General features: G+C 67.5%; 14 protein-coding genes. 13 read left to right on the top strand and 1 reads right to left on the bottom strand.

Annotated elements, in window-relative coordinates; all coding sequences use genetic code 11:
- Nucleotides 1-7: 7 nt before the first annotated feature.
- The 12 genes from W5W_RS0100115 (at nucleotide 8) to W5W_RS0100060 (ending at nucleotide 19,262) form a co-directional block, all read left to right on the top strand.
- Nucleotides 8-1,630 carry an AMP-binding protein gene (locus tag W5W_RS0100115; protein ID WP_017193839.1) on the top strand — a complete coding sequence of 541 codons (1,623 nt, stop codon included), beginning with the start codon at nucleotides 8-10 and terminating at the stop codon, nucleotides 1,628-1,630.
- A gap of 10 nt (nucleotides 1,631-1,640) precedes the next feature.
- Nucleotides 1,641-9,578: a non-ribosomal peptide synthetase gene (locus W5W_RS0100110; protein ID WP_017193838.1), complete on the top strand. Its 7,938-nt coding sequence runs from the start codon at nucleotides 1,641-1,643 to the stop codon at nucleotides 9,576-9,578.
- A 105-nt stretch (nucleotides 9,579-9,683) separates the two neighbouring features.
- Nucleotides 9,684-10,307, top strand: coding sequence for an MptD family putative ECF transporter S component (locus tag W5W_RS0100105; RefSeq protein WP_017193837.1), 624 nt, complete (start codon nucleotides 9,684-9,686; stop codon nucleotides 10,305-10,307).
- 8 nt (nucleotides 10,308-10,315) lie between these two features.
- Entirely contained in the window at nucleotides 10,316-11,074 is a 759-nt protein-coding gene (locus W5W_RS0100100) for an energy-coupling factor transporter transmembrane component T (protein WP_017193836.1), read from the top strand.
- Nucleotides 11,071-12,579, top strand: coding sequence for an ABC transporter ATP-binding protein (locus W5W_RS0100095; protein ID WP_017193835.1), 1,509 nt, complete (start codon nucleotides 11,071-11,073; stop codon nucleotides 12,577-12,579). The genes W5W_RS0100100 and W5W_RS0100095 overlap by 4 nt, the downstream gene beginning before the upstream one ends.
- Before the next feature lie 109 nt (nucleotides 12,580-12,688).
- Nucleotides 12,689-13,729 carry an ATP-binding cassette domain-containing protein gene (locus W5W_RS0100090; RefSeq protein ID WP_017193834.1) on the top strand — a complete coding sequence of 347 codons (1,041 nt, stop codon included), beginning with the start codon at nucleotides 12,689-12,691 and terminating at the stop codon, nucleotides 13,727-13,729.
- Entirely contained in the window at nucleotides 13,726-14,514 is a 789-nt protein-coding gene (locus W5W_RS0100085) for an ABC transporter permease (RefSeq protein ID WP_017193833.1), read from the top strand. Before W5W_RS0100090 ends, W5W_RS0100085 begins: the two co-directional genes overlap by 4 nt.
- Nucleotides 14,511-15,293: an ABC transporter permease gene (locus W5W_RS0100080; protein WP_017193832.1), complete on the top strand. Its 783-nt coding sequence runs from the start codon at nucleotides 14,511-14,513 to the stop codon at nucleotides 15,291-15,293. The genes W5W_RS0100085 and W5W_RS0100080 overlap by 4 nt, the downstream gene beginning before the upstream one ends.
- A gap of 111 nt (nucleotides 15,294-15,404) precedes the next feature.
- Nucleotides 15,405-16,595: an isochorismate synthase gene (locus W5W_RS0100075; protein WP_017193831.1), complete on the top strand. Its 1,191-nt coding sequence runs from the start codon at nucleotides 15,405-15,407 to the stop codon at nucleotides 16,593-16,595.
- 30 nt (nucleotides 16,596-16,625) lie between these two features.
- On the top strand, nucleotides 16,626-17,252 hold the full coding sequence (locus W5W_RS0100070) for a sugar O-acetyltransferase (RefSeq protein ID WP_017193830.1): 627 nt from the start codon (nucleotides 16,626-16,628) through the stop codon (nucleotides 17,250-17,252).
- A 10-nt stretch (nucleotides 17,253-17,262) separates the two neighbouring features.
- Entirely contained in the window at nucleotides 17,263-18,504 is a 1,242-nt protein-coding gene (locus W5W_RS0100065; protein WP_008731913.1) for a glycosyltransferase, read from the top strand.
- Nucleotides 18,501-19,262 carry a thioesterase II family protein gene (locus tag W5W_RS0100060; RefSeq protein ID WP_008731907.1) on the top strand — a complete coding sequence of 254 codons (762 nt, stop codon included), beginning with the start codon at nucleotides 18,501-18,503 and terminating at the stop codon, nucleotides 19,260-19,262. Before W5W_RS0100065 ends, W5W_RS0100060 begins: the two co-directional genes overlap by 4 nt.
- A gap of 672 nt (nucleotides 19,263-19,934) precedes the next feature.
- Here W5W_RS0100060 and W5W_RS0100055 read toward each other — a convergent pair.
- Nucleotides 19,935-20,693, bottom strand: coding sequence for an SDR family NAD(P)-dependent oxidoreductase (locus W5W_RS0100055; RefSeq protein WP_017193829.1), 759 nt, complete (start codon nucleotides 20,691-20,693; stop codon nucleotides 19,935-19,937).
- A 64-nt stretch (nucleotides 20,694-20,757) separates the two neighbouring features.
- Between W5W_RS0100055 and W5W_RS0100050 the strand changes: the two genes are divergently transcribed.
- Entirely contained in the window at nucleotides 20,758-21,360 is a 603-nt protein-coding gene (locus tag W5W_RS0100050) for a TetR/AcrR family transcriptional regulator (RefSeq protein WP_017193828.1), read from the top strand.
- Nucleotides 21,361-21,780 lie beyond the last annotated feature (420 nt).

The following is a 21,780-nucleotide window of genomic DNA, read 5'->3' as shown; positions in this document are numbered from 1 at the left end:
GCGCGACATGAACATCGACAACGTCTTGACCCGCTACGAGGACAGCGGTCACCTGGCGCGCAAGAGCCTGTGCCAGGAGCTCCATGAGGCCGGACTGCGCCGTCCCGACCACCCGGCCGTCGTGGCTCATGACGCGAGGCTGACCCACGCGGAGCTCGAGCGAGCGATCGCCCAGTTCGCCCGGGACTTCGCCGCCTGGGGCCTGGCTGAGGGCGACCAGGTGCTCGTTCAGCTGCCCAACAGCGCAGCCTATGTCGTGACCCTGTTCGCGCTGATGCGCATCGGGGCGGTCCCGACCCTCATGCTGCCCTCGCACCGACAGGCCGAGGTGCGGGCACTGGCCCGTGAACTGCATCCGGTCGCCTACATCGGCGGTCGTGACCAGCTCGGGTTCGACTGCGTTGAGATGGTCGAGCAGATGGACCTGGACGAGCTCGGGTTCCGGATGATCTGCGCCGACGGCGGGCAGCCCCGCGCGGGCGCCGTGCCGCGGATACTGCTTCCCGACCCGGGCGCGGTCCCGCAGGAGCCGATCGCCCCGATCACGCGGTGGCCCCACCACCGATCCGTCGCCTTGAACCTGCTGTCGGGCGGCACCACCAGTGAGCCGAAGATCATCCCGCGCATCCACGAGGCATACGCCTACAACGCCAGAGCCGCCGCTCGGCGTTGCCGGGTCGGGCCGGACACCGTGTACATGGCGGTGCTGTCGACCTCCCACGACCTTCCGCTCGCCCAGCCCGGACTGATCGGCACCCTGCTCGGCGGCGGCACCGTCGTCATGTGCCTGAGCGCGGCCTTCGACGAGGCATTCACCGCTATCGAGGCGAACCGGGTGACCCTGACCGCGGTCGTCCCCGCAGTCGCCGAGGTCTGGTACGAGGCCGCCGAATGGTACCCGGCCGACCTGTCGTCCCTCGAACAGGTCATCATCGGCGCTGCGAAGCTCGACGAGGACCTGGGCAGAGGGCTGATGGACAGGCTCGGCGTGATCATCCAGCAGGGTTACGGCCTGGGCGAGGGGATCACGACATTCACTCGTCTGGACGATCCGACCCCGGTCGTCCTGAGCACCCAGGGGAAGCCGATCTCCGACGCCGACATCCTCCGCATCGTCGACCCTCAGGGACACGACCTCGGCCCGGGGGAGCCGGGCGAGGTCATCGAGAAGGGCCCCTACACCTTCTTCGGGTACTCCGGATCCCGCGCCGGGGACGACTGCTTCACCGAGGACGGCTTCTTCCTCACCGGGGACCGGGGCTATCTCACCGAGGACGGGGATCTGGTCATCTGCGGGCGGGTCGTCGAGCAGATCAACCGACTGGGGGAGAACGTGTCCCCCCAGGAGGTCGAGCAGCTGCTGCGGCAGATTCCGGGGGTCCGCGGGGCGGCGGTGTTCGCGATGCCGGACAGCGCCCTCGGCGAGAGGACCGTCGCCGCCCTCGTCGTCGAGAAGGAGATCGATCGCGGGGCCGTCCGCGAGGAGTTCATGGCCAGGGGGGTCGCCCGCTACAAGGTGCCGGATCAGGTGTTCGTGGTCGATGCGATCCCGCTGACCAACATCGGCAAGGCCGACAAGAAGCTGCTGCGTGTGATGGCCCAGGCGTGCGCGGACGACCGACAGGACTGAGGAGAAGGACGTGCTCACCAAGGAAGAGATCCGTGACGAACTGCTGGGCGCTCTCAAGGAGATCGTCGGCGGGCGGACCGAGATCGCCGAGGACGACAACCTGCTCGCCCTCGGCCTCGAATCGCTGCCGACCATGCGGCTGCTCGCCGGCTGGATCAAGCAGGGCTACCGCGTGTCCTTCGGCTCGTTCATGCGGCGTCCGACGGTCCAGGAGTGGGCGACGATGCTCGCCGAGGCTGCTCCGGATGCGGCGGATGCGGCGGAAGCACCTCACGACGACGGCGGCTCAGATGCCGGCTCCGCGAGCGCCGCGAAAGCTCCGATGGCCGAGGCTGGAGAGGCCGAGGTCGGGGAGGCTGGGGAGGCCGACCTGCCCGCGGGTGACCACGAGCCCTTCGACCTGACCGACGTCCAGTACGCCTACTGGGTCGGCCGCGGGCAGTCCCTGCAGTTCGGCGGGGTCGGCACCCACGGCTACGTCGAGGTCGAGGCCGGCAGGCTGGACGTCGCCCGGCTGCAGGACAGTTGGACGACGATCCTGCGCGCCCATCCGATGCTGCGGTCCTGCTACACCGGCGACGGCAAGCAGTACGTGCTTCCCGAGCCGGTCAACGCCAGCGTCGAGGTGCACGATCTGACCGGCCTGGACGACCACTCCCTCCAGGAGAGCCTGGCCGGGATCAGGGAGCACCTGTCGCACCGCCTTCTGGCCATCGACGAGGGCCAGGTGGCCTGCCTGCAGGTCAGCCTGCTCTCCGCGGACCGGGCGATCATCCACTTCGACATCGACCTGCTCGTGTGCGACGTGCAGAGCTTCCAGATCATTCTTCGCGATCTCGCCCACCACTACGCGACCGGCGAGGCCCCCGATGTCGACCCGTCGTGGAGCTTCGCCCGGTACTTGGCGGGAAAAGCCCGGGAGAACGCGGCTGCCATCGAGCAGGACCGGACGTACTGGCGCGACCGCCTGGAGGACCTGCCCGCCGGTCCTCGGCTCCCGTTGCGCAGAGGGGCCGACGCGGGCGGCGACCCCCGCTTCGTGCGCCGGGCCCACACCTTCGACATGCGGACGTGGGAGGCGCTGCGGCAGGTCTGCGAGACCCACGGCACTACGCCCTCTATGGTGCTGCTGACGGCCTACGCCCGCACAGTCGGGCAGTGGAGCGAGGACAAGAGGTTCCTCATGGCCGTCCCGCTGTTCAATCGGGATCCGGATCCGGCGATTGAGAACGTCGTCGCGGATTTCACCACGCTGACTCTGACCAGCATCGACCAGACGCGGCCGCGCACCTTCATCGAGGACCTGCGCGCAATACAGGACTCCTTCTACGAGGATGTCGCCCATTCGCGGTACTCGGCCGTGCGCGTCCTGCGCGACCTGCGCACCCGGCGCGAGGAGCAGGTGCTGGCTCCGGTGGTGTTCTCCTGCAACCTGGGCAGTCCCCTGGTCGACGAGGAGTTCATCGACGCCTTCGGGCAGATCGGCTACATGATCTCCCAGACCCCGCAGGTATGGATCGACCTGCAGGTATTCAGCACCGTCGACGGTTTCATGATCATATGCGACGCGCTCGAGCAGCTGTTCCCCGAGGGGCTGCTCGACGACTTTTTCGGCGCGCTGGTCGCCGAGATCACTGCGGCCGTCACCCACGACCTCGCCATCCTCTGCCCGGTCGACAGTCCCGGGGTGATCGCGCGTCGTCGGGACCGGGCCGAGGCGGCGACCTGGCGGTTGCCCGACACGACACTCGTGGCCCAGGTGCTGGCCGCTGCCGAGCGGTATGCGGATCGTCCCGCCCTGCGAACCGCTGATGGACGGGTCACCACCTACCGGGAGCTGGTCGCCCGTGTCCGTGCCGTGGCCGCCGGCCTGGTAGCGGCGGGTATCGGCAGGGGAGAGCTGGCAGCGGTCATGGTCTCGAGGGGGCCCCGGCAGATCATCGGGGCGCTGGGCGTCATGATGGCCGGAGCGGCGTATGTCCCGATCTCTCGGCAGCAGCCCTCCGAACGGATCGCCGCCATCCTGGCCTCTCCCCGGATCGGGCATCTGCTCACCGATGATGACTCCGGTGCTTGGGCCGGCGCCCCCGTGCGGGTCGTCGATATCGACCGTGCGTGCGCCGGCGCGGACGGGGCGGCGGCAACCGCAACGGCGATGACGGCGACGGCGGAGCTGCCCCGGCTGGGGCCCGAGGACCCCGCCTACGTCATCTACACCTCGGGAACCACCGGTACCCCGAAGGGCGTCGAAGTGTCTCACGGCGCCGCGTGGAACACCGTGGCCGAGGTGAACCGCCGACTCGGCATCGGCTGCCAAGACAAGGCACTGGGCGTGTCCTCCTTCGACTTCGATCTGTCGGTTTACGACGCCTTCGGCATGCTGACTGCGGGGGCCGAGCTGGTGACGATCCCGGATGAGAGCCGCCGTGACGCCGAGGCCTGGCTCGAGCTGGTCGCCTCCGAGGGGATCACCGTCTGGAACTCCGTGCCGACCCTGTTCGAGATGCTGCTGGCCGGCGCCGTAGGGGACTCCGCACGGCTGGCGAGTCTGCGCCACGTCCTGCTGTCCGGCGACTGGATCGATGTCGGCCTTCCCGCGCGGATGCGGGCCGTGATGCCCCAGGGCCGCATCCTGGCGATGGGTGGGGCCACCGAGGCCGCCATCTGGTCGAATGCCCTCGAGGTACCGCAGGAGGTGCCCGCCGTCTGGGCCTCCATCCCGTACGGGCGCCCGTTGGCGCGGCAGGCTTACCGGGTGGTGGGCCCTGACGGACGGGACTGCCCGGACTACGTGGCGGGCGAGCTGTGGATCGGTGGCCTGGGCGTGGCGACGTGCTATGTCGATGATCCCGGGCTCAGCGGGCGGAAGTTCGTGTCCTCGGAGGGCGGCCGCTGGTACCGGACCGGCGACATGGGTCGGTTCTGGCACGACGGGACCATCGAGTTCCTGGGCAGGACCGACAACCAGGTGAAACTGCGCGGGCACCGCATTGAGCTCGGCGAGATCGAGGCGGCCTGCGATGCTCTTCTGCCGGTCGAGCGCACGGTGTGCGTCGCCTCGCAGGGGCGGGCCTCGACATCCCTGGTGGCCTTCGCGCAGTTCGCCCCGATCACCGCGATCAGCCCGATCACCGCCTCGGATGGCCTGGGTGATGAGGACTCTCAGTGGTCGGGCTTCGACCTGGCCTCGAGCATCCAACCGGTCCTGGCCGACGAGCGGCTGCGTGCCGCCGTGGACCAGGACGAGGCCCTGCAGCGCTCCTACGCCCTGCAGACCATGCGGCGCTGGGAGGCCGAGCTCTCCGAGCTTTCCGAGCTTTCCGCGGCGAATGACCGGGAGCACCTGTCCGCCCTGCGGCGCACGTGGCGGGGGCGGCTCGCCGGCGAGCAGGGCGGTGCTGAGCAGTTCCCCGGCAGGGCCGGCCTGAACGACACGACCGGCCCGGCCGACATGGATCAGATCGAGCAGCTGGACCGGTTCGTGGCCCCCTTCGAGCGCGCTTTCGTGGGGGCGACCGATGCCCCCACGATCGCCGAGTTCGTCCAGGCCCCGGACTTCGTGCCGGTGGAGGAGTTCCTGGCCTCCCGTCCGCTCGGTCGCCTCACCCACGATGCGCTGCGCGAGGTGGTGGGCGGCCTGAGCCGGGCCCACAACGGGACGGTGCGGATTCTCGAGGTCGGGGCCCGGCGCCCCGAGGAGTCCGCCGACTACCTGCGTGTCGCCGCCCCGAGCTCCTACGTGCTCGCCGACCAGTCCCGTCATCATCTGGATCTGGCCGCGCAGAGGGCTCCCGGCCTGTTCGAACAGCTTCAGCTGCGCGCGTCCGGGGACCAGGGGCCGACTCCCCGCCTCCTCGAGAGAGCGGATCTGGTGGTCTGCAACCAGACCCTCCACCAATGCGCCGACGTCGATGCGATGCTGCGGGAGGTTCGGGGCCTGGTCAAGCCCCGAGGCCTCATGGTCCTGGTGGAGACGACTTCCGCCTCGCCGCTGGCCGATATCAGCGCCGCGTTCATCGCGGGGGAGCACCGCGACCTTCGCGCGGGCACCGGGGAGATGCTGCTCAACGCGCCCCAGTGGAGTGACGCCCTGCGGCGCAACGGCTGGAACCCGCTGGAGCGCGTTGAGGTCACGGATTCCATGGTGCTCGTCGTGGCCGCGAGGGCGGGCGGCGACGAGCCCGAGCCGCTGCCCGCGGCCGAGTACGACCGGGCCGCCGGACTGCTGTCCGCCAGGCTGCCCGAGTACATGATCCCGAAGCGGATTATGGAGATCTCACATTTCCCGCTCACCGGGAACGGGAAGGTCGACCGCGAGGCACTGGCGGGCTTGATCCCCGAGGAGGCCGACGACGACGGCTCCCCGGCGGCTCCCATCTCCGCCGTCACCGCCCTGTCTGCCACCGAACGGCGGCTTGCCGAGATCTGGGACGAACTGCTGGAGACGAGCGCGAGCGCCGACTCCGATTACTTCCGGCTGGGCGGCGACTCCCTCATGGCTACGAGGCTGCGGCGGGCCATCGAGGAGCGCTTCCAGGTGGAGTTCTCTCTGGAGAGCATTTTCGACTCGCCCGTGCTGCGCGATATGGCGGCCAGGATCGAGGAGCTCGAGGAGATCGCGCAGATCGAGGGGGCGGCATCCCGGGCGGGAGTAGAGGCCGGTCTGCCCCCGATCGTGCACGGCGAGGACCAGTTCGCGCCCTTCCCTCTCACCGAGGTCCAGCAGTCCTATCTGATCGGCAGTTCGGGGGCTGTCGAACTGGGCGATGTGTCGAGCCACTGCTACTTCGAGATGGACACCCCCGTGCTTGATTCCAGTCGGCTCGAGAGCTCCTTCAACGCGCTGGTCGAGCGTCATCCGATGCTGCGCGCGGTCGTGTGCGAGGACGGTCTCACTCAGCGGTTCCTCCCGCAGGTGCCGCACTACGAGATCGCATGCCTGCGGTGCGCCGCGCCTGACGGCGACCAGCGGGTGGCGGCGGCTCGTGACGAGATGTCCCACCAGCGGTTCGACCCGACGCAGTGGCCCTGTTTCGACATCCGGTACGTCGATCGCGCGGATGGTGGGCGCCTGCTCCTGAGCTTCGACAATCTGTTCATCGACGGCTGGAGCATGTTCCGTCTCTTCCGGGAGTGGAAGCGGGTCTACGAGCACGGGGCCGACTCCCCGGCCTCCCCGACATCCCTGACCGACGCACTGCCGTACTTGCCGTACTCCTTCAAGGACTACGTCGAGGCGAGCGCCGAGTTGGCGCGCAGCGAGACCCATGCGAGGGATCTCGCCTACTGGGAGTCCTCCCTGGAGTCGATCCATCCCGCGCCCCAGCTGCCGGTCTCCGGGCTCGACCCGGCGGGCTCCTCCGAGTTCGTCAGGCACGAGGCCCTCGTGTCCGCGGAGCTGTGGCGGGCGGCCAAGCGACGCATCCGGGACGAGGGGCTGACCGACGCGGTGTTCCTCGCCGAGGTGTATGCCGAGGTGCTGGCGCGCTACAGCGAGGAGCCGGGGCTGAGCATCAACCTGACTCAGTTCGACAGGACCCGTTTCGCGCCCGAGGTCGACGCCATCGTCGGCGACTTCACCAGTCTGTCGATTCTCAGCGCGGACACCCGGTGCGCCGTGACGTTCCGGGACCGGGCCAAGGCACTACAGCGGCGGATGTTCAGCAACCTCTCCCACGCGAGCGTCTCGGGCGTGGCCGTGGAGAGGATGCTCAACAAGCAGCGCAGGGCGCAGGTGACCATGCCCGTGGTGTTCACCTGCGGCCTGGGCGTCGTCGAGCACACCGATGACGACAGCCCCTACCTGGGCGTCATCGACTACGGCCTGTCGCAGACCCCGCAGGTCTGGATGGATCTCCAGGTCTATGAGCACCATGGCGGGCTGATGCTGAACATGGATGCCGTGGAGGCGATCTTCCCCTCCGGGATGGTTGATGAGATGTTCCGCGCCCTGGTCGCGGCGATCGAGGACCTGGCGGGCGCCCCGGACCTGTGGCGGGCGACGACCACGACGGTCGCGTCCTCCTTCAACGAGGCCGCTATCACCGAGTTGAACGACACCGACCGGGTCCTGCCCGATGGGGAGCGGACACTGCTCGACCTCTATCTGGCGGGGGCGCGCGCCCACCCCGATCGGGTGGCGGTCGTCGATGCCACCAGGAGCCTGACCTACTCGGAGCTGGATGAGGAGTCCGACCGCTGGGCGGAGCTGGTGCTCGCCGCCGACCCCGGGCCGGGGGGCCTGGTCGGCATCCTCATGGGCAAGTCCGCCCGCCAGATCAGTGCGGTCATCGGTGTCCTGAAGGCCGGGTGCGCCTACCTGCCGCTGAGCATCGACCACCCGCCGGCCCGCAACCTCGGGATCATCCGCGATGCGGGCGCCCGCGTGGTGCTGGTCGATGACGACGGCGAGGCGCCCCGCGAGGTGGAGCGGGAGTGCACCGTTATCACTGCTGCCAGTGCTGCCAGTGCAGCCACCGTTGTCGTCACAGCGGATCCGGCCGGCTCCCCAGCCTCTGAGGCCGACCGCGACCCGGAGGACCCGTCGGTCCCGGCAGGTCCTGTGGCCGCAGCTCCCGGTCCGGACGCCCTGGCCTACGTCATCTACACCTCGGGCACCACCGGTGCCCCGAAGGGCGTGGCCATCACCCATGGGGCGGCGGTCAATACGATCCTGGACGTCAACGAGCGCCTGGACGTGCAGCCCACGGACAGGGTGCTGGCCCTGTCGCAGTTGAACTTCGACCTGTCGGTCTACGACATGTTCGGCATGTTCGCCCGCGGGGCCGCTCTCGTGCTGCCCTCCGGGCAGGGGCGGCACGACCCGGAGCACTGGTGGGAGATGGTGCAGACCCATCGGGTCACCCTGTGGAACTCGGTCCCCGCGTTCTTCTCAATGTATCTCGAGCACATAGAGCACATAGAGCACATAGAGCACATAGAGAACCTGTCCGCTCGGGGGCCGGTCGACCGCAGCATCAGGGCGGTGCTGCTCAGCGGGGATTGGATCCCCGTGGACGTCGCGGTGCGCGCGGAGAAGTGCTTCAGCAACTGTGCCGTGTACGGGTCCGGTGGCGCCACCGAGGCATCGATCTGGTCGAACTGGTACGAGATCTCCGCGGATGATGCCCGCAGCGCCAGTGTTCCCTACGGCAGGCCCCTGACCAACCAACGGATGTACGTCCTCGACTCCAGTCTGGATGACCGTCCTGACCTGGTGCCCGGAGATCTTCACATCGCCGGTCGTGGCCTGGCGACGGGCTACTGGAACGACCCGGCCAAGACGGCTCACTCGTTCATCACGCATCCTCGCACCGGGGAGCGGCTGTACCGCACCGGCGACCGGGCCATGTACGGCCGTGACGGCAACATCATCTTCCTGGGACGCAACGATGGCCAGGTCAAGGTCAATGGCTACCGCATAGAGCTCGGCGAGATCGAATCGGTCGCCCGCAGGCTGCCGACGGTGCGGGACTGCGCGGCCACTATCGACAAGGGCATCGTGCTCCACGTGGTGGCGAATGACGGGTTCACCCCCGAGGGGCTGGCCGAGCATCTCGGCAGTGCGCTGCCGCAGTACATGCAGCCGCGCACGACCGTCGTCCTCGACGACCTGCCGCGCACCTGGAACGGGAAGATCGACAGGGATCGCCTGCGTACCGCGGCGGTGCAGAACCCAGTTGCCGTCGAGGGTCCCCGCAACGAACGCGATGCCCGTATCCTCGGGATGCTGCGGTCGATGCTGGAGGTCGAGGAGATCAGCATCGATGACGACTTCTTCGGGATCGGAGGCGATTCGCTGACGGCCGTGCACCTGGCCAACTCGATCCGGCGGGAGATGTCCGTGCAGATCAGCATTCGCGACGTTTTCGGCTATCCGACGGTGCGCCGGCTGTCCGACCACATCGCTGACAGCGTCGGAGAAGACGTCGACGAGGGCGAGATCTAATGCGCTGCGTCGTGAATCCGCCCCGCCGGTCCCCGCCATCACCAGCTTCCTGAGCCCGGCAAGAGAACAAGAGAGAACAAGAGAAAGAAAGAGTAAGGAGCAGTCATGAGTCAGACACCGCAGGAACAGACGACCGCCCAGCCGAACCGACGGATGACCATCGTCGACTTCATGACGATCGGCATCTTCTTCGTCATCAACATGGTGGTCGGGGTGATCATCGCCTTCATCGGCATCACGCCCATCACCTACGTGATGATCACCCCGCTGCAAGCGATCATCCTGGGCATCCCGATGATGCTGTTCTTCTCCAAGGTCCGCAAACCGGGCATGCTGCTCGTGTTCGAGATCCTGACCGGTCTGGTGAGCATCCTCCTGGGGCTCGGCCCCTTCGTCCTCGTCAGCGGCGTGATCATGGCCCTGATTGGGGAGTTCGTGCTGTACACCGGCGGCTACACGAGCGCCAAGCGCAGCGTGATCGCCTATGCCCTGATGTCGCTGACCTCGACGGCCACCTACATCCCGCTGTTCTTCGCGACGGAGAGCTATCTGGCTTCCGACGTCAAGGGCAGGTACGGGGACGACTACCTGCAGGGTCTGACGGAGATCGGGCACATGAGCTGGTTGTTCGCGGTCATCATCGTCGGCACCTTCCTGTGCGGGATCCTCGGCGGTCTGCTCGGGCAGCGGATCTTCAACAAGCACTTCCGCCGTGCGGGCATCGTCTGATGCCGCCGATGATGCCGCCGACCCTGCCGGGTTTGGGGAGACGGACCGCAGGACTGCAGCTGGACCCTCGTACCAAGGTGCTGGTCGTGCTGGTCGTCTCCGGGATTCTCCTGTCCCCGTCGGGCACCGGGACGAGCGTCGGCGCAGGAATGCGCTGGTTCCTGATCGCTCTGCCCTGCATCTTGTTCATGGCCTCGGGACTGGTGGTCGCCGGGCTGCGCTACGCGGTGAGCTACGCGATCATGGCCGGAGTGCCGCAGCTGGTGTGGCGATTCACGCAGTCAGGCAACTGGGATAACGGAGTTCTCGGCATCCTGCTGGCCTGGCTGGGTGGACTCTCGCTCATCCTGCCAGGCACGACCTGTTGCTGGTACACCCTGCGCACCACTTCTGCCAGTGAGTTCATCGCCGCGATGCAGCGCATGCGCTGTCCCGATGTGCTGACGATCCCGGCGGCCATCATCTTCCGCTTCTTCCCGACCATCGGGGAGGAGTACCGCGATATCAAGACGGCGATGCGGATGCGCGGCATCTCGGGTCTCCGCAATCCGGTCGCGATGCTGGAGTACCGTTTCGTGCCCCTGCTGGTCTCGGTCGTCAGCATCGGCAACGAGCTGTCCATGTCCGCTGTGACCAGGGCGCTGGGGTCCGGGCGCAGGAGGACGACCATCTGCACCATCGGGTTCCGGGCCGCGGACGGCGTGCTCATCGGACTGCTGAGCGCGTGTCTGGTCATCATGATCATGGGAAGGACGTCAGTGGCATGATCGAGTTGCGCAACGTGACGATGTCCTACGGCCAGGATTCCGCCGAACCGGTGCTCCTCGACATGAACCTGCAGGTGGACCGCGGTGAGCTGGTCCTGCTGTGCGGGGAGTCGAGCTGCGGCAAGACCAGCCTGCTGCGACTCCTCAACGGCGTGGCGCGATATTTCTTCGACGCCCGGATCTCGGGTGAGGTGCTGCTCGACTCCCAGCCGATCATCAACGCCGAGGCCCACGACATCGCTCAGACCGTCGGGTCGGTGTTCCAGAACCCCAAGTCCCAGTTCTTCACCCTTGATGTGACCAGCGAGCTGGCCTTCGGATGCGAGAACCTGGGGGTGGAGCCGGCCCGGATCGAGCAGCGCATCGCCGAGGTCGCCCGGGAGTTCAGCATGGAGGATCTGGTCCGCAGGCAACTCGTCGAGTTGTCCGGGGGGCAGAAGCAGAAGGTGGCATGTGCGGCCGTGGCCGCCATGCAGCCTCACGTGCTCCTGCTGGACGAGCCCTCCTCGAATCTTGATATGGCTGCCATCGGCGAGTTGCGGGAGATCGTGGCCCGGTGGAAGCAGCAGGGGCACACGGTGATGGTCGCCGAGCATCGCCTGTACTACCTCGCGGATCTGGTCGATCGGGTCGTCTACATGGACCGCGGCCGCATCGGCCGGGAGTTCACCGGTGAGCAGTTCCGCTCCCTGAACGACCACGACCTGCAGGAACTCGGGCTCCGGTCCACCCATCCGGTTCCCGAGCCCGTCGGCGCTCCCGCGACCGGCGCCGGTGAGGTGGTCGGTGAGGTGGTCGTGGACTCCTTCGCCTTCCGGTATCCGAAGGCGCCCCGTCTCGCCATGGACATCGAGCACCTGGTGCTGCCCGAGGCCCAGGTGATCGGCGTCGTGGGGCGCAACGGCGCGGGCAAGACCACCTTCGTGCGTTCGCTGACGGGCCTGGAGCCGCGATCGAGGGGGGCCCTACGCCTGGCGGGCGCCGAGCTGTCCAGGCCCAAGCAGCGCCTGCGGCACTCCTACCTCGTGATGCAGGACGTCAACCATCAGCTGTTCGGCGAGAGCGTCGACGCCGACGTGGCGATCGGGGCCGATGCCGGTGGTGAGCGTCAGACGCATATCACCGAGGTTCTGGCGGCGCTCAACCTCGAGGACAAGCGCGAGCGCCATCCGATGTCCCTGTCAGGGGGCGAGCGCCAACGCGTGGCCATCGCATCGGCGCTGGTGTGCGGTCGTGAGGTGATCGTCTTCGACGAGCCCACGAGCGGTCTGGACCTGCGCCACATGAAGCAGGTCGCCCTGCAGCTGGAGGACCTCGCCCGGCAGGGCAGGACCGTTCTCGTGGTGACCCACGACGTCGAGCTGCTGGCCGAGTGCTGTGACTTCCTGCTGCTCATCGACGAGGGCGAGGCGGCGATCGCCGAGCCCTGTGACGGCGACGTGCTGCGCCGCGCGGTGAAGTTCCTCGCCGGTGATGGGCCCGAAGCACTTGAATTGCCCAGGTAAGTCTAAGCTAAGATATTTGCTGTTCTTGGCACGCGCCCGCATGACGAGGCTGCTGCCAGCTCCCCTCCCTGACCCTGTCTCCCCTGCGCATATGTTGGAAGGAACGTACATGTCCGACCCCGACGCAATCCCCTCATCGAATGAAGTCGCGCTGCGCGTGCGCGATCTCTGCAAGACCTTCGGCAAAGGCACCAAGGCCAAGGAAGTGCTCAAGGGCCTCAGCTTCGACGTCCGCCCCGCTCAGGTGGTCTCGCTGCTGGGAGCCAATGGCGCCGGCAAGACGACGTTGGTGAATATCGCCTCCACACTGATGAAGCCCACCTCGGGGACGATCACCGTGTGCGGTGCGGATGTCGTGTCCCAGCCCAGACAAGTGCGCCGGCACATCTCCCTGACCGGTCAGTTCGCCGCCGTTGACGGGGAGCTGACCGGCAAGGAGAACCTCGTCTTCTTCGCGCGCCTCAACGGCTTCGGGCGGGCCGCTGCCGCCGAGCGCGCGGATGAGCTGCTGGACAGGTTCCGGCTCGCGGATGCGGGCGACCAGCGCGCGGCCAAGTACTCCGGGGGCATGAGGCGGCGGCTCGACATCGCGGCCTCGCTGATCGTCGAACCGCAGCTGCTGTTCCTCGATGAGCCCACGACGGGCCTCGACCCGCTGTCGCGCCGGGAGTTGTGGGAGATGGTCGAGGAGCTGCGGGGCCAGGGCGTTGCCATCCTGCTCACGACGCAGTACCTTGATGAGGCGGAGCGCCTGTCCGACGACATCGTCGTCCTGCGCGAGGGCCGCAAGGTCTCGCAGGGATCTCCCTCCGAGCTGCGACGCCGGTTCGGCGCGCCGATCTGCAGGATCGCGCTTGACGACGCGACGCTGGCCCGGCGAGTCGCCGAGAGCGTTCTCCCCGGGGCGCTCGGCCACCCGCATGACGATTTCACGGTCGACGCGCTGGAGGTCTCATTCGTCGCTCATGGCGGCACAGAGGACCTCGTCTCGGCCACCCGGGCGATCACCTCCGCGGGTCTTGAGGTCGTCTCGGTCTCCCTGACCCCGCCATCCCTGGATGACGTGTTCCTCGGTACGGCCTTCGCATCCGATGCCGGCTCTGCCGACTCCGCCGGCTCTGTCGAGTCGGCTGAGGAGAACGGATCATGACGGTCTTCGCGCAGCGGGTCACCGACAGGAGACCGTCGAGCGCGCGTGCCCTTGCGGGGGCCGTGCAGCGCAACAACCTCCGTCTTCGCCGCAACAGCGCCTCCCTGGTGTCCGCACTGGTGATTCCCGGGATGTCGATGCTCGCCTTCTGGATCGTGTTCGGGCATGCGGCCAGCGCGTCGGGATTCGACTACGCGTTGTTCCTGACGGCGGCCTCGATGTTCCAGGCGGTGATGTTCACCGCCGGCGGCTCGTCAATGGCGCTGGCCGTGGACATGGAGAGCGGACTACTCGCCCGTCTGCGGGCCATGCCCATCCGGGCCATGGTGGCCGTGGGCGGACGAATGATCACCGACCTGCTGCGCGCGTTGCTGTCGGTGGGGGCGATCGTGGTCATCGGTCTTATCTGCGGCGCGAAACCCGACAGCGTCGGTGGTCTTCTGCTGTCATGCCTCACCGCGCTGCTGATGGGGCAGGTCCTGGTGCTCGCCTTCTGCGGGCTGGCACTGAGATCTCATCATCCCGTTCAGACGGCCGGTCTGATCCAGGGCGTCGAGATGCCGCTGCTGATGCTGTCCACTGCATTCATCCCCATCGCCGCCCTGCCCGACTGGCTGGAGCCGATTATCAGGCACATGCCGTTCTCGGTGATGATTGATACGAACCGTGCCCTTCTTAGCGGCCTCACCCCGGGTGATGAGGGCTGGGAGGCGCTGGCCTGGCTGGCGATCGGACTGATACTCGGCGTCTGGTGGGTATCCGGAGCATTCAGGAGGCAAGCATGAGCAATCGGGAGGCCCTGCGCATCGGTTGGTCGCGCGCGGTCGGGGTGCATGCCGGGCGTCTGCTGAGGCGGTGGCTGCGCTCGCCGCCCTCGGTCCTGTCCACCTTGGTGATGCCGGTCGTGATGCTGGTTATCCTCAACGTCATGTTCTCCGGAATGGTGGAGCAATTCAGTGGCGCACCGATGAACATGACCGCGGTGTGCGTGATGGTCGCGGTCTCTCAGGCGTTCACGGCCGCTCTCATGGGGGCGGGGAACATCGTCCAGGAGCGCCACGACGGTCTGCCCGACAGGCTGGCGACGCTCCCCGGCAACCAGTCCACCGGCATGATCGGACGAATCCTCGCCGAGTCCGTGACCGCGTTCGTCTCGATGATCGCGGCTGTCGTCATCGGATTGGTCTACGGCGCCGACTTCCGCACGGCCACCGGTCTGGTGGGAACTCTCGTGGTACTGGCCGTGGTGTCCGTGGCCGCTGGAGCCGTGGGCGTCATGCTCGGATTCGTGGTGGACACCCCCCAGGGCGCGGTGAGCTTCGCGCCCCTGGTCATGGCGGCCATGTTCTTCAGCACCGCGATGATGCCGCGCGACATGTACGCGGAGGTGCTGCGGCCCATCGTCGATGTGTCCCCGTTGACCGCGGTGACCGAGCTGTCGGACGGGCTGATCAACGACCGGGTGGTCGCCGGGGATATCGTCCTGTTCGTGGGCTGGTTCGCGGGGCTGATCATCTTCAGCCTGGTGATTCTGGCCCGCAAGACCGTTGGATCGCGCCGGTAGTCCTTCTCTGGTTGCTTAATAGCCCTGAATACCCTGAATCCCTTGAATGCGAGTGTCTGAGTGTCAATAGCGTCTGAGCCGCGATTCGAATTCGTGACCGGGCAGCGGAGTGTGGTTGCGACCGGAGTCGCCGCCGCCGTCGTCCCCCGCGCCTGGACGGGTCAGGAGGTTGCCAGGGCCGCCGACGAGGCCATGCGCGCCTCGATCGAGGGGCACGAGGAGGCGCCGGCGATGGTCGTCGGGGCCATTCCCTTCGACGCGCGCCGCCCCGGGGTTCTGTACCGGCCGGTGCGGGTCGTCGTGGAGCAGGCTCCGAGCCCGGGAGCCGTCGTCGCCCCGACCGGCCGGCTCGACGTCATCGGGCAGTCCCCTGATCCCGACGGTTATCGCCGGATCGTTCGGAAGGCCGTCACGGCCATCCGATCCGGGGCCATGGACAAGGTGGTCCTGGGTCGGTGCGCGACTGTGGAGGTCTCGCATGCCTCGGAGGTCTGGCGGCCGGAGGATGTGCTCGCGCGGCTGAGGGCGAGCAACCCCGACGCCTACGTGTTCCGTCTCGACCTGGACGGGGGAATGGGCGGCCTGTTCGACGAGCCGGGGATCCTGCTGGGGGCGAGTCCCGAGCTCGTCCTGTCCTGCAGTGATTCCCGCATATGGACTCTCCCGCTCGCCGGGACCATCGCCAGGGGGACCGATCCCGCCTCCGACATCCGGGCCGCCCGGGCCCTGCTCTCCTCCGGCAAGGACCTCGCCGAGCACGCACACGTCTCCCGGGCCGTCGTGGAGGCGCTCGGCCGCCATGTGGATGACATCGAGATGCCGTCGGGTCCGCAGCTGGTCGCCACGCCTGTCGTGTGGCACCTGGGCACCCCGATCGAGGGCGTCCTGCGCGAGGGGCGCTCGCCTTTGGAACTGCTGTACGACCTGCATCCCACGCCCGCCGTGTGCGGCTGGCCCAGTACTCCGGCGCGCGACTTCATCGCCCGCTGCGAAGGCTTCGACAGGGGCCTGTTCGCGGGATTGATCGGTTGGATGGATGTGAATGGGGACTGCGAGTGGGCCCTGGTGCTGCGCGCCGGAGTGCTGCACGCCGACCGGGCGACCATGTTCGCGGGGGCCGGCATCGTGGCCGCCTCCGATCCCGCTTCGGAGTTGCGCGAGACCGCGACGAAGATGATGACCTTCACCTCGGCACTCGGAGAGCTCGTCGATCCCCCAGTCATTGGCCTTCAGATCCCGGACCCTCCAACGGCGAATGCCGTCGGGCGACCCACCCCGGCGGCATCCCGCCGACCCCATTGACCCCACCGACCCCATCGACAAGGAGCGATCATGGATACGCGTGAGCAGATCGAAGAGAAGATCCGGACCGGGCAGCCCTTCAGGGTCATCGATGACCTGTCCCTGTACGAGGACATGATGGCCGGTGCGGAGAAGTGCCACGCCATGAACCAGCTGCGTCCCACCCAGTACGACGAGAAGCGTGCGGCCCTGCAAGATCTGCTCGGCTCGATGGGCGAGCGGATGATGGTCTTCCTGCCCCTGAACGTCCAGTACGGAACCAACATCACCGTGGGCGACGACGTCACCTTCAACCGCAACACCACTATCCTCGACATGTCGCCGGTTTCCTTCGGCAACAATGTCATGGTGGGGCCGAACTCCTCCTTCTTCGCGGGAAACCACGCCCTGGATCCTGATGAGCGCAAGAACATGTTCTGCACGGGCGGGGCCATCGCCGTCGAGCACGACGTGTGGATCGGCGGACACTGCGTGGTCTTGGCCGGGGTGACCATCGGTCACGGAGCTGTCATCGGTGCCGGCAGTGTTGTCACCAAGGACGTTCCCCCGATGGTCTTGGCCGCGGGCAACCCCTGCCGAGTCGTCCGCGAGATCGGCCCAGAGGACCGTCTCCTGGATGAGCCTTATACCCCGGAGTGGCCGACTGGGCAGTGGTGATCGGGCGACCATGAGGGTTCTGGCTGTCGTCATGGGCTCGCAGGGCGACCTGCTGCCATTCGTCCACCTCGGCGGGGCGCTCGGTGCCCGTGGCCATGAGACGGTGATCGCCGGCTTCGACGAGTTCGCCGAGACCATCGCGGGTCGGCAGATCCAGGGGGTCGAGTACGTCAGTCTTCCCGGCGACTGCCAGGAGATGATGAAGCGCCTGCTGGGGGACTCAGAGGGCATGCTGGACGCCGTGCGGGGTGTGCGGCAGATGCTGGGCGACCCGGCTATCTTCGAGGCGCTGGAGGGCGCCATGGCCGGGGTCGACGTCGTCATGCACAACCAGTTCGGTGAGGTCGCGCGCCTTCTGGGCGCCTCCCGGGGCGTGCCGAGCGTGCGCGTGCAGGTTTATCCGACTGAACCGTGCCGGTCATACAGCTTGGTGGATCCTCGCAACCTCGACGGAACTCGGCGTGCGGTCCTCATACACCGTCTGTCCAACGCCATGATGACCTGGGCAATGGGGCCGGTGATGAAGACCTGGCGACGTCGTCTCGGTCTGGGACGCGGGGTCTTACGCGGGTCACCGCAGACCATTTATCAGTTCAGCCCCGGCCTCAACCCGCCGGACCCTGCCTGGGGTCCGCATGTCCATGTCACCGGCGAGTGGCTCAGCCCGGATCCGGCGCCCCCGCTCCGCGAGGACGTCGAGGACTTCCTGCAGCGAGGCGAAGCGCCACTGCTGGTCAGTTTCGGAAGCGTCGCCTCCGACCGCTTGCGGGATCTGTGGAGGTGGACGCGGGAAGTCCTGGTCGAACAGGGCTTGCGCGCGATCATTGTGGACCCCGATCAAGGGGCTGGTGAAAGCGATGGGCTCCTCACCGTTGACCGGGTTCCGTTCACCGTGGTGCTGCCCCGGTGCCGGGCGGTGCTGTGCCACGGGTCGCTCGGCACGACGGGCGCGGCCCTGCGCGCAGGGCTGCCGTGTCTGACGGTGGCCTTTGGCGGCGACCAGCAGTTCCATGCGCAGGCGGTGCGCAGAAACGGTGCCGGTCCCGCCTACATCGACGCCCAGCGCGGTGAGCTCACCAGGCGGGCCCTGGGAGCCGGGGTCGCCGACCTCGTCAGCGGCGGGTACGACCAGGCCGCGCGCACCATGCCGCAACTGTTGTCGGCCGACCCGGGGCTCGATGCGGCGGTCGAGCTGATGGTCGGACTCGGCGGAACCCCGGCGGCCTCCTGCAAGCGAGAGGACACGAGATGACGGTCATGGTGAGGAGGGGCGCCTTCCCGTTCGTGGCGGAACGGGGCGGGGGGCTACTCGTCTTCTGCTTCCACCACGCGGGCGGCAATGCCTCCGCCTACCGGGGCTGGGTCGGCGCCGCCCCTCGGGTCAATGCGATTCCGGTGGAACTGCCGGGCAAGGCTACCCGAATGCGGGAGCGCTGGGTAGCGGACTTCTCCCAGCTCTGCCGGCAGTTCGCCGGGGAGATTCTCCAGCTGGCGGCCGGTGCGCCCTTCGCCCTCTACGGCCACTCGATGGGTGCGGCCCTCGCCTACCAGACGGCCGCCTGCCTGCAGGAGATCCACCGGACTCCTCCCGAGGCGGTGGTGATCGCCGCCCGGCAGGCCCCCGGTGAGACGATCGAGGGGGAGTACCGGTCGTCGATGGGTCTGGATGCTCTGCGCGAGGAGCTGGAGGCCGTCGGCGGCACGCCTCCGGAGATCCTCGCGGACGACGACATCATGAACCTCCTGCTCACGGGGATTCAGCGCGACTACGTGCTGCACGAGGACTTCCGGCACGCCTCGACCGTCCTCTCCTGCCCGATACTGGCGTTCGCCGGGGAGCAGGACCCCACCGTCACCCCCGGCATGCTGTCCCGGTGGTCCAGGTTCACCAGCGGACGGTTCGCGATGAAGGTATTGCCCGGAGGACACTTCTTTCCCCTGGACGCTGATGCCGGTTTCCTCGGCGAGCTGGCCGACGGCATCGAGGAGATCACCCGCGAGATTGTCTGATGGGCGCTCCCTCGACTTTATGGGGGTGTGTTGGCGGGCTCGGCTCGAGATCGGTCGCAACCCGTGCCGAGATCGGTCGTATTCCGCGTCGAGATCGGTCCGGTTCCGGCTCGAGATCGGTAGCAATCCGCGTCGAGATCGGTCGTACTCCGGTGCGGGGTGCAATGTTTCGGGGCTGGGGGCCGTATGAGTCGGGCCGAACCGCCGCGAGCCGGCTCCACTGATGCCCTCGTGGGCCGGGGTGGTGGGTGTTGCACACTCGCGCGCGCCTCGCGTCAGCAAAAACAGCGGAATCATGCGGAAAAGTAATGTCAGTAGCGACCACGTCCTCGCTCCCATGTGCGTTGCCCCCCTCATTGCACATGGGAACTCAACCGCCGTACACAACGCTCATCGGAAAAGACCGTGATTCCAATAAAAACCAGCCCCCGCCCCGCAAGGGCCCCGGGCTCCCATGTGCAACACCCAAGACAACCACGCCCCCAAGCTGGAACCGGACCGATCTCGAGCCGGAGATGGACCGATCTCGACGCGGAACCGGACCGATCTCGACACTGCCTCGAAACCGCCCCAGACGTAGAGAATAAACGCCGCCCCGCACCCACCAACGCCCCACGCCCTCGCCGAGATTCCGCGAATCGAATCAGCTCATCATGCTTGCCCGCCGACCGATCAAAGTCTCGACCCACCCGTGGCGTCGATCGTCTGCCCGGTGATCCACCGGGCGGCATCGCTCGCGAGATAGCTGATGATGTCGGCGACGTCCTCCGGGGTGCCGATCCTGCCGAATGCGGACACCTCGGCTGCGCCCGCTCGGGCGCCCGGCGCGTTGATCCAGTCGGCGTTGAGGTCGGTGTCGATGATGCCCGGCGCAACCGAGTTGACGGTGATTCCCCGCCTTGCGAGCTCTGGCGAGACGGCGCGCAGAGCTCCTTCCAGCCCCGCTTTGGAGGCGGTGTAGGCGAGGTGGGTCGGCGCCGCAATGCGGGTGTAGCCGGTGGATACGGCGATCACGCGTCCGTTGTCATTCAGGGAGCTCGCGAGGTGGTGGAGCAGGAAGAGCGGTGCGGTGAGGTTGATCGCCTGCACTCGGGCGTATGTGTCGGGGTCGAGCTCGGTCAGCGTCTGCGCCCTGTTGATCCCCGCGTTGCTCACGAGCACGTCGGTGCCGGCGAAGCCATGCTCGCTCACCGCGTGCGTCCACTCCTGCGCGATCTTGGCGGAGGCGGCCTCGCCCTCGGTGAGATCGGCCTGGATCAGCACTACTGCCGCGCCAAGTGCCCGAATGCGTTTGGCCGTCGCCTCCGCGGCGGCCCGGTCGTGGCCGTAGTGAAGGCCGACGAGCGAGATGCCATCCCGGCCGAGGGCCACTGCAGTGGCGGCGCCGATGCCTCGGGATGCGCCGGTGATAAGAGCCGTGGAGCGGGTCATGAGTCCTCCGTAGCGATCGATACGTAATTGATCGCACGATATCGTAGCGGTCACTATGGAAGCAATGCGCAGAGCGGGGCGACCCCGGACATTCGACCCCGATGAGGCGCTGCATCGCGCCCTGATGGTCTTCTGGGAGCGCGGCTACGAGGGCGCGAGCATGATCGTGCTGCAGGAGGCGACGGGGCTGACCGCGCCGCAGCTCTACCGGGCGTTCGAGTCCAAGGAGCGCCTCTTCGATCGGGCGGTGCGGCTGTACCAGGACGAGTACGGCTTCGGCATCCGTCCGGGTGCCCCGTTGATCGAGGCGGTCGTCGAATACCTCGATCGCGCGGCCCGCGAGTTCACCACCGAGCCCGGTCTGGGCTGCTTCGTCTCAACCGGCCAGCTCGCGGCCGGACAGGGCGCCGAGGCCGCTACGGCGATCTGCCGGGCGGAACGCGATCACGCCCTTGATGGCCTGCGCCGGCGCATTGCGGACGCAGTCGAGCAGGGCGAGCTGCCCGAGACGGCCGATATCGCCGGACTCTCCCGCACGATCGCGGCATTGATCCAGGGCATGTCGGTTCAGGCCAGAGACGGTGCCGGATACGAGGAGCTGGCTCGCATCGCGGTCGCCGCGGAGGCGCTGCTCGCCGACGCCGGGGAGGGTGGAGGCCTGACCTGAGTCGAGGCGTCCTAAAGTCCTTCATGGTCTGCGACCCATTGTGGCGTTGGATAGACCCGAGATGGCGGCCCAAAGCGGGGCTGTTCACCGCGCCGTTGCGGGCGTACGTGCGTGACTCGCGGAGACTGTCGTCGACAACCGTGCGCCTCGTGCTGCACATCACGACGATTGGAGTGGACGGATGGCCCTCCTTGATGGTTAACATCCTCCTCGCTGCCACGATGAACTTCGGTTCTGAGGGCGGCATCGACCGGAAAAGGTAGCTGATCCGTGGTGGAACACCACTGAAAGCGATAAAGGTCGGGCGACCAGGGTCACAGGCTCTGAAGCTTGACCAGAAAAGCCTGATCTGCTTAAAATTTTCCGGTGCCTTGAGAGGTGTGTTGGTTGGGATTTTAGCCCGGCTGGCGCTTCTTTTGT

Source organism: Actinomyces massiliensis 4401292 (assembly GCF_000269805.1).
GTDB classification, from domain to species: domain Bacteria; phylum Actinomycetota; class Actinomycetes; order Actinomycetales; family Actinomycetaceae; genus Actinomyces; species Actinomyces massiliensis.
Note: the sequence above shows the minus strand (reverse complement) of the source record. Positions and strands in the feature narration are given on the sequence as shown.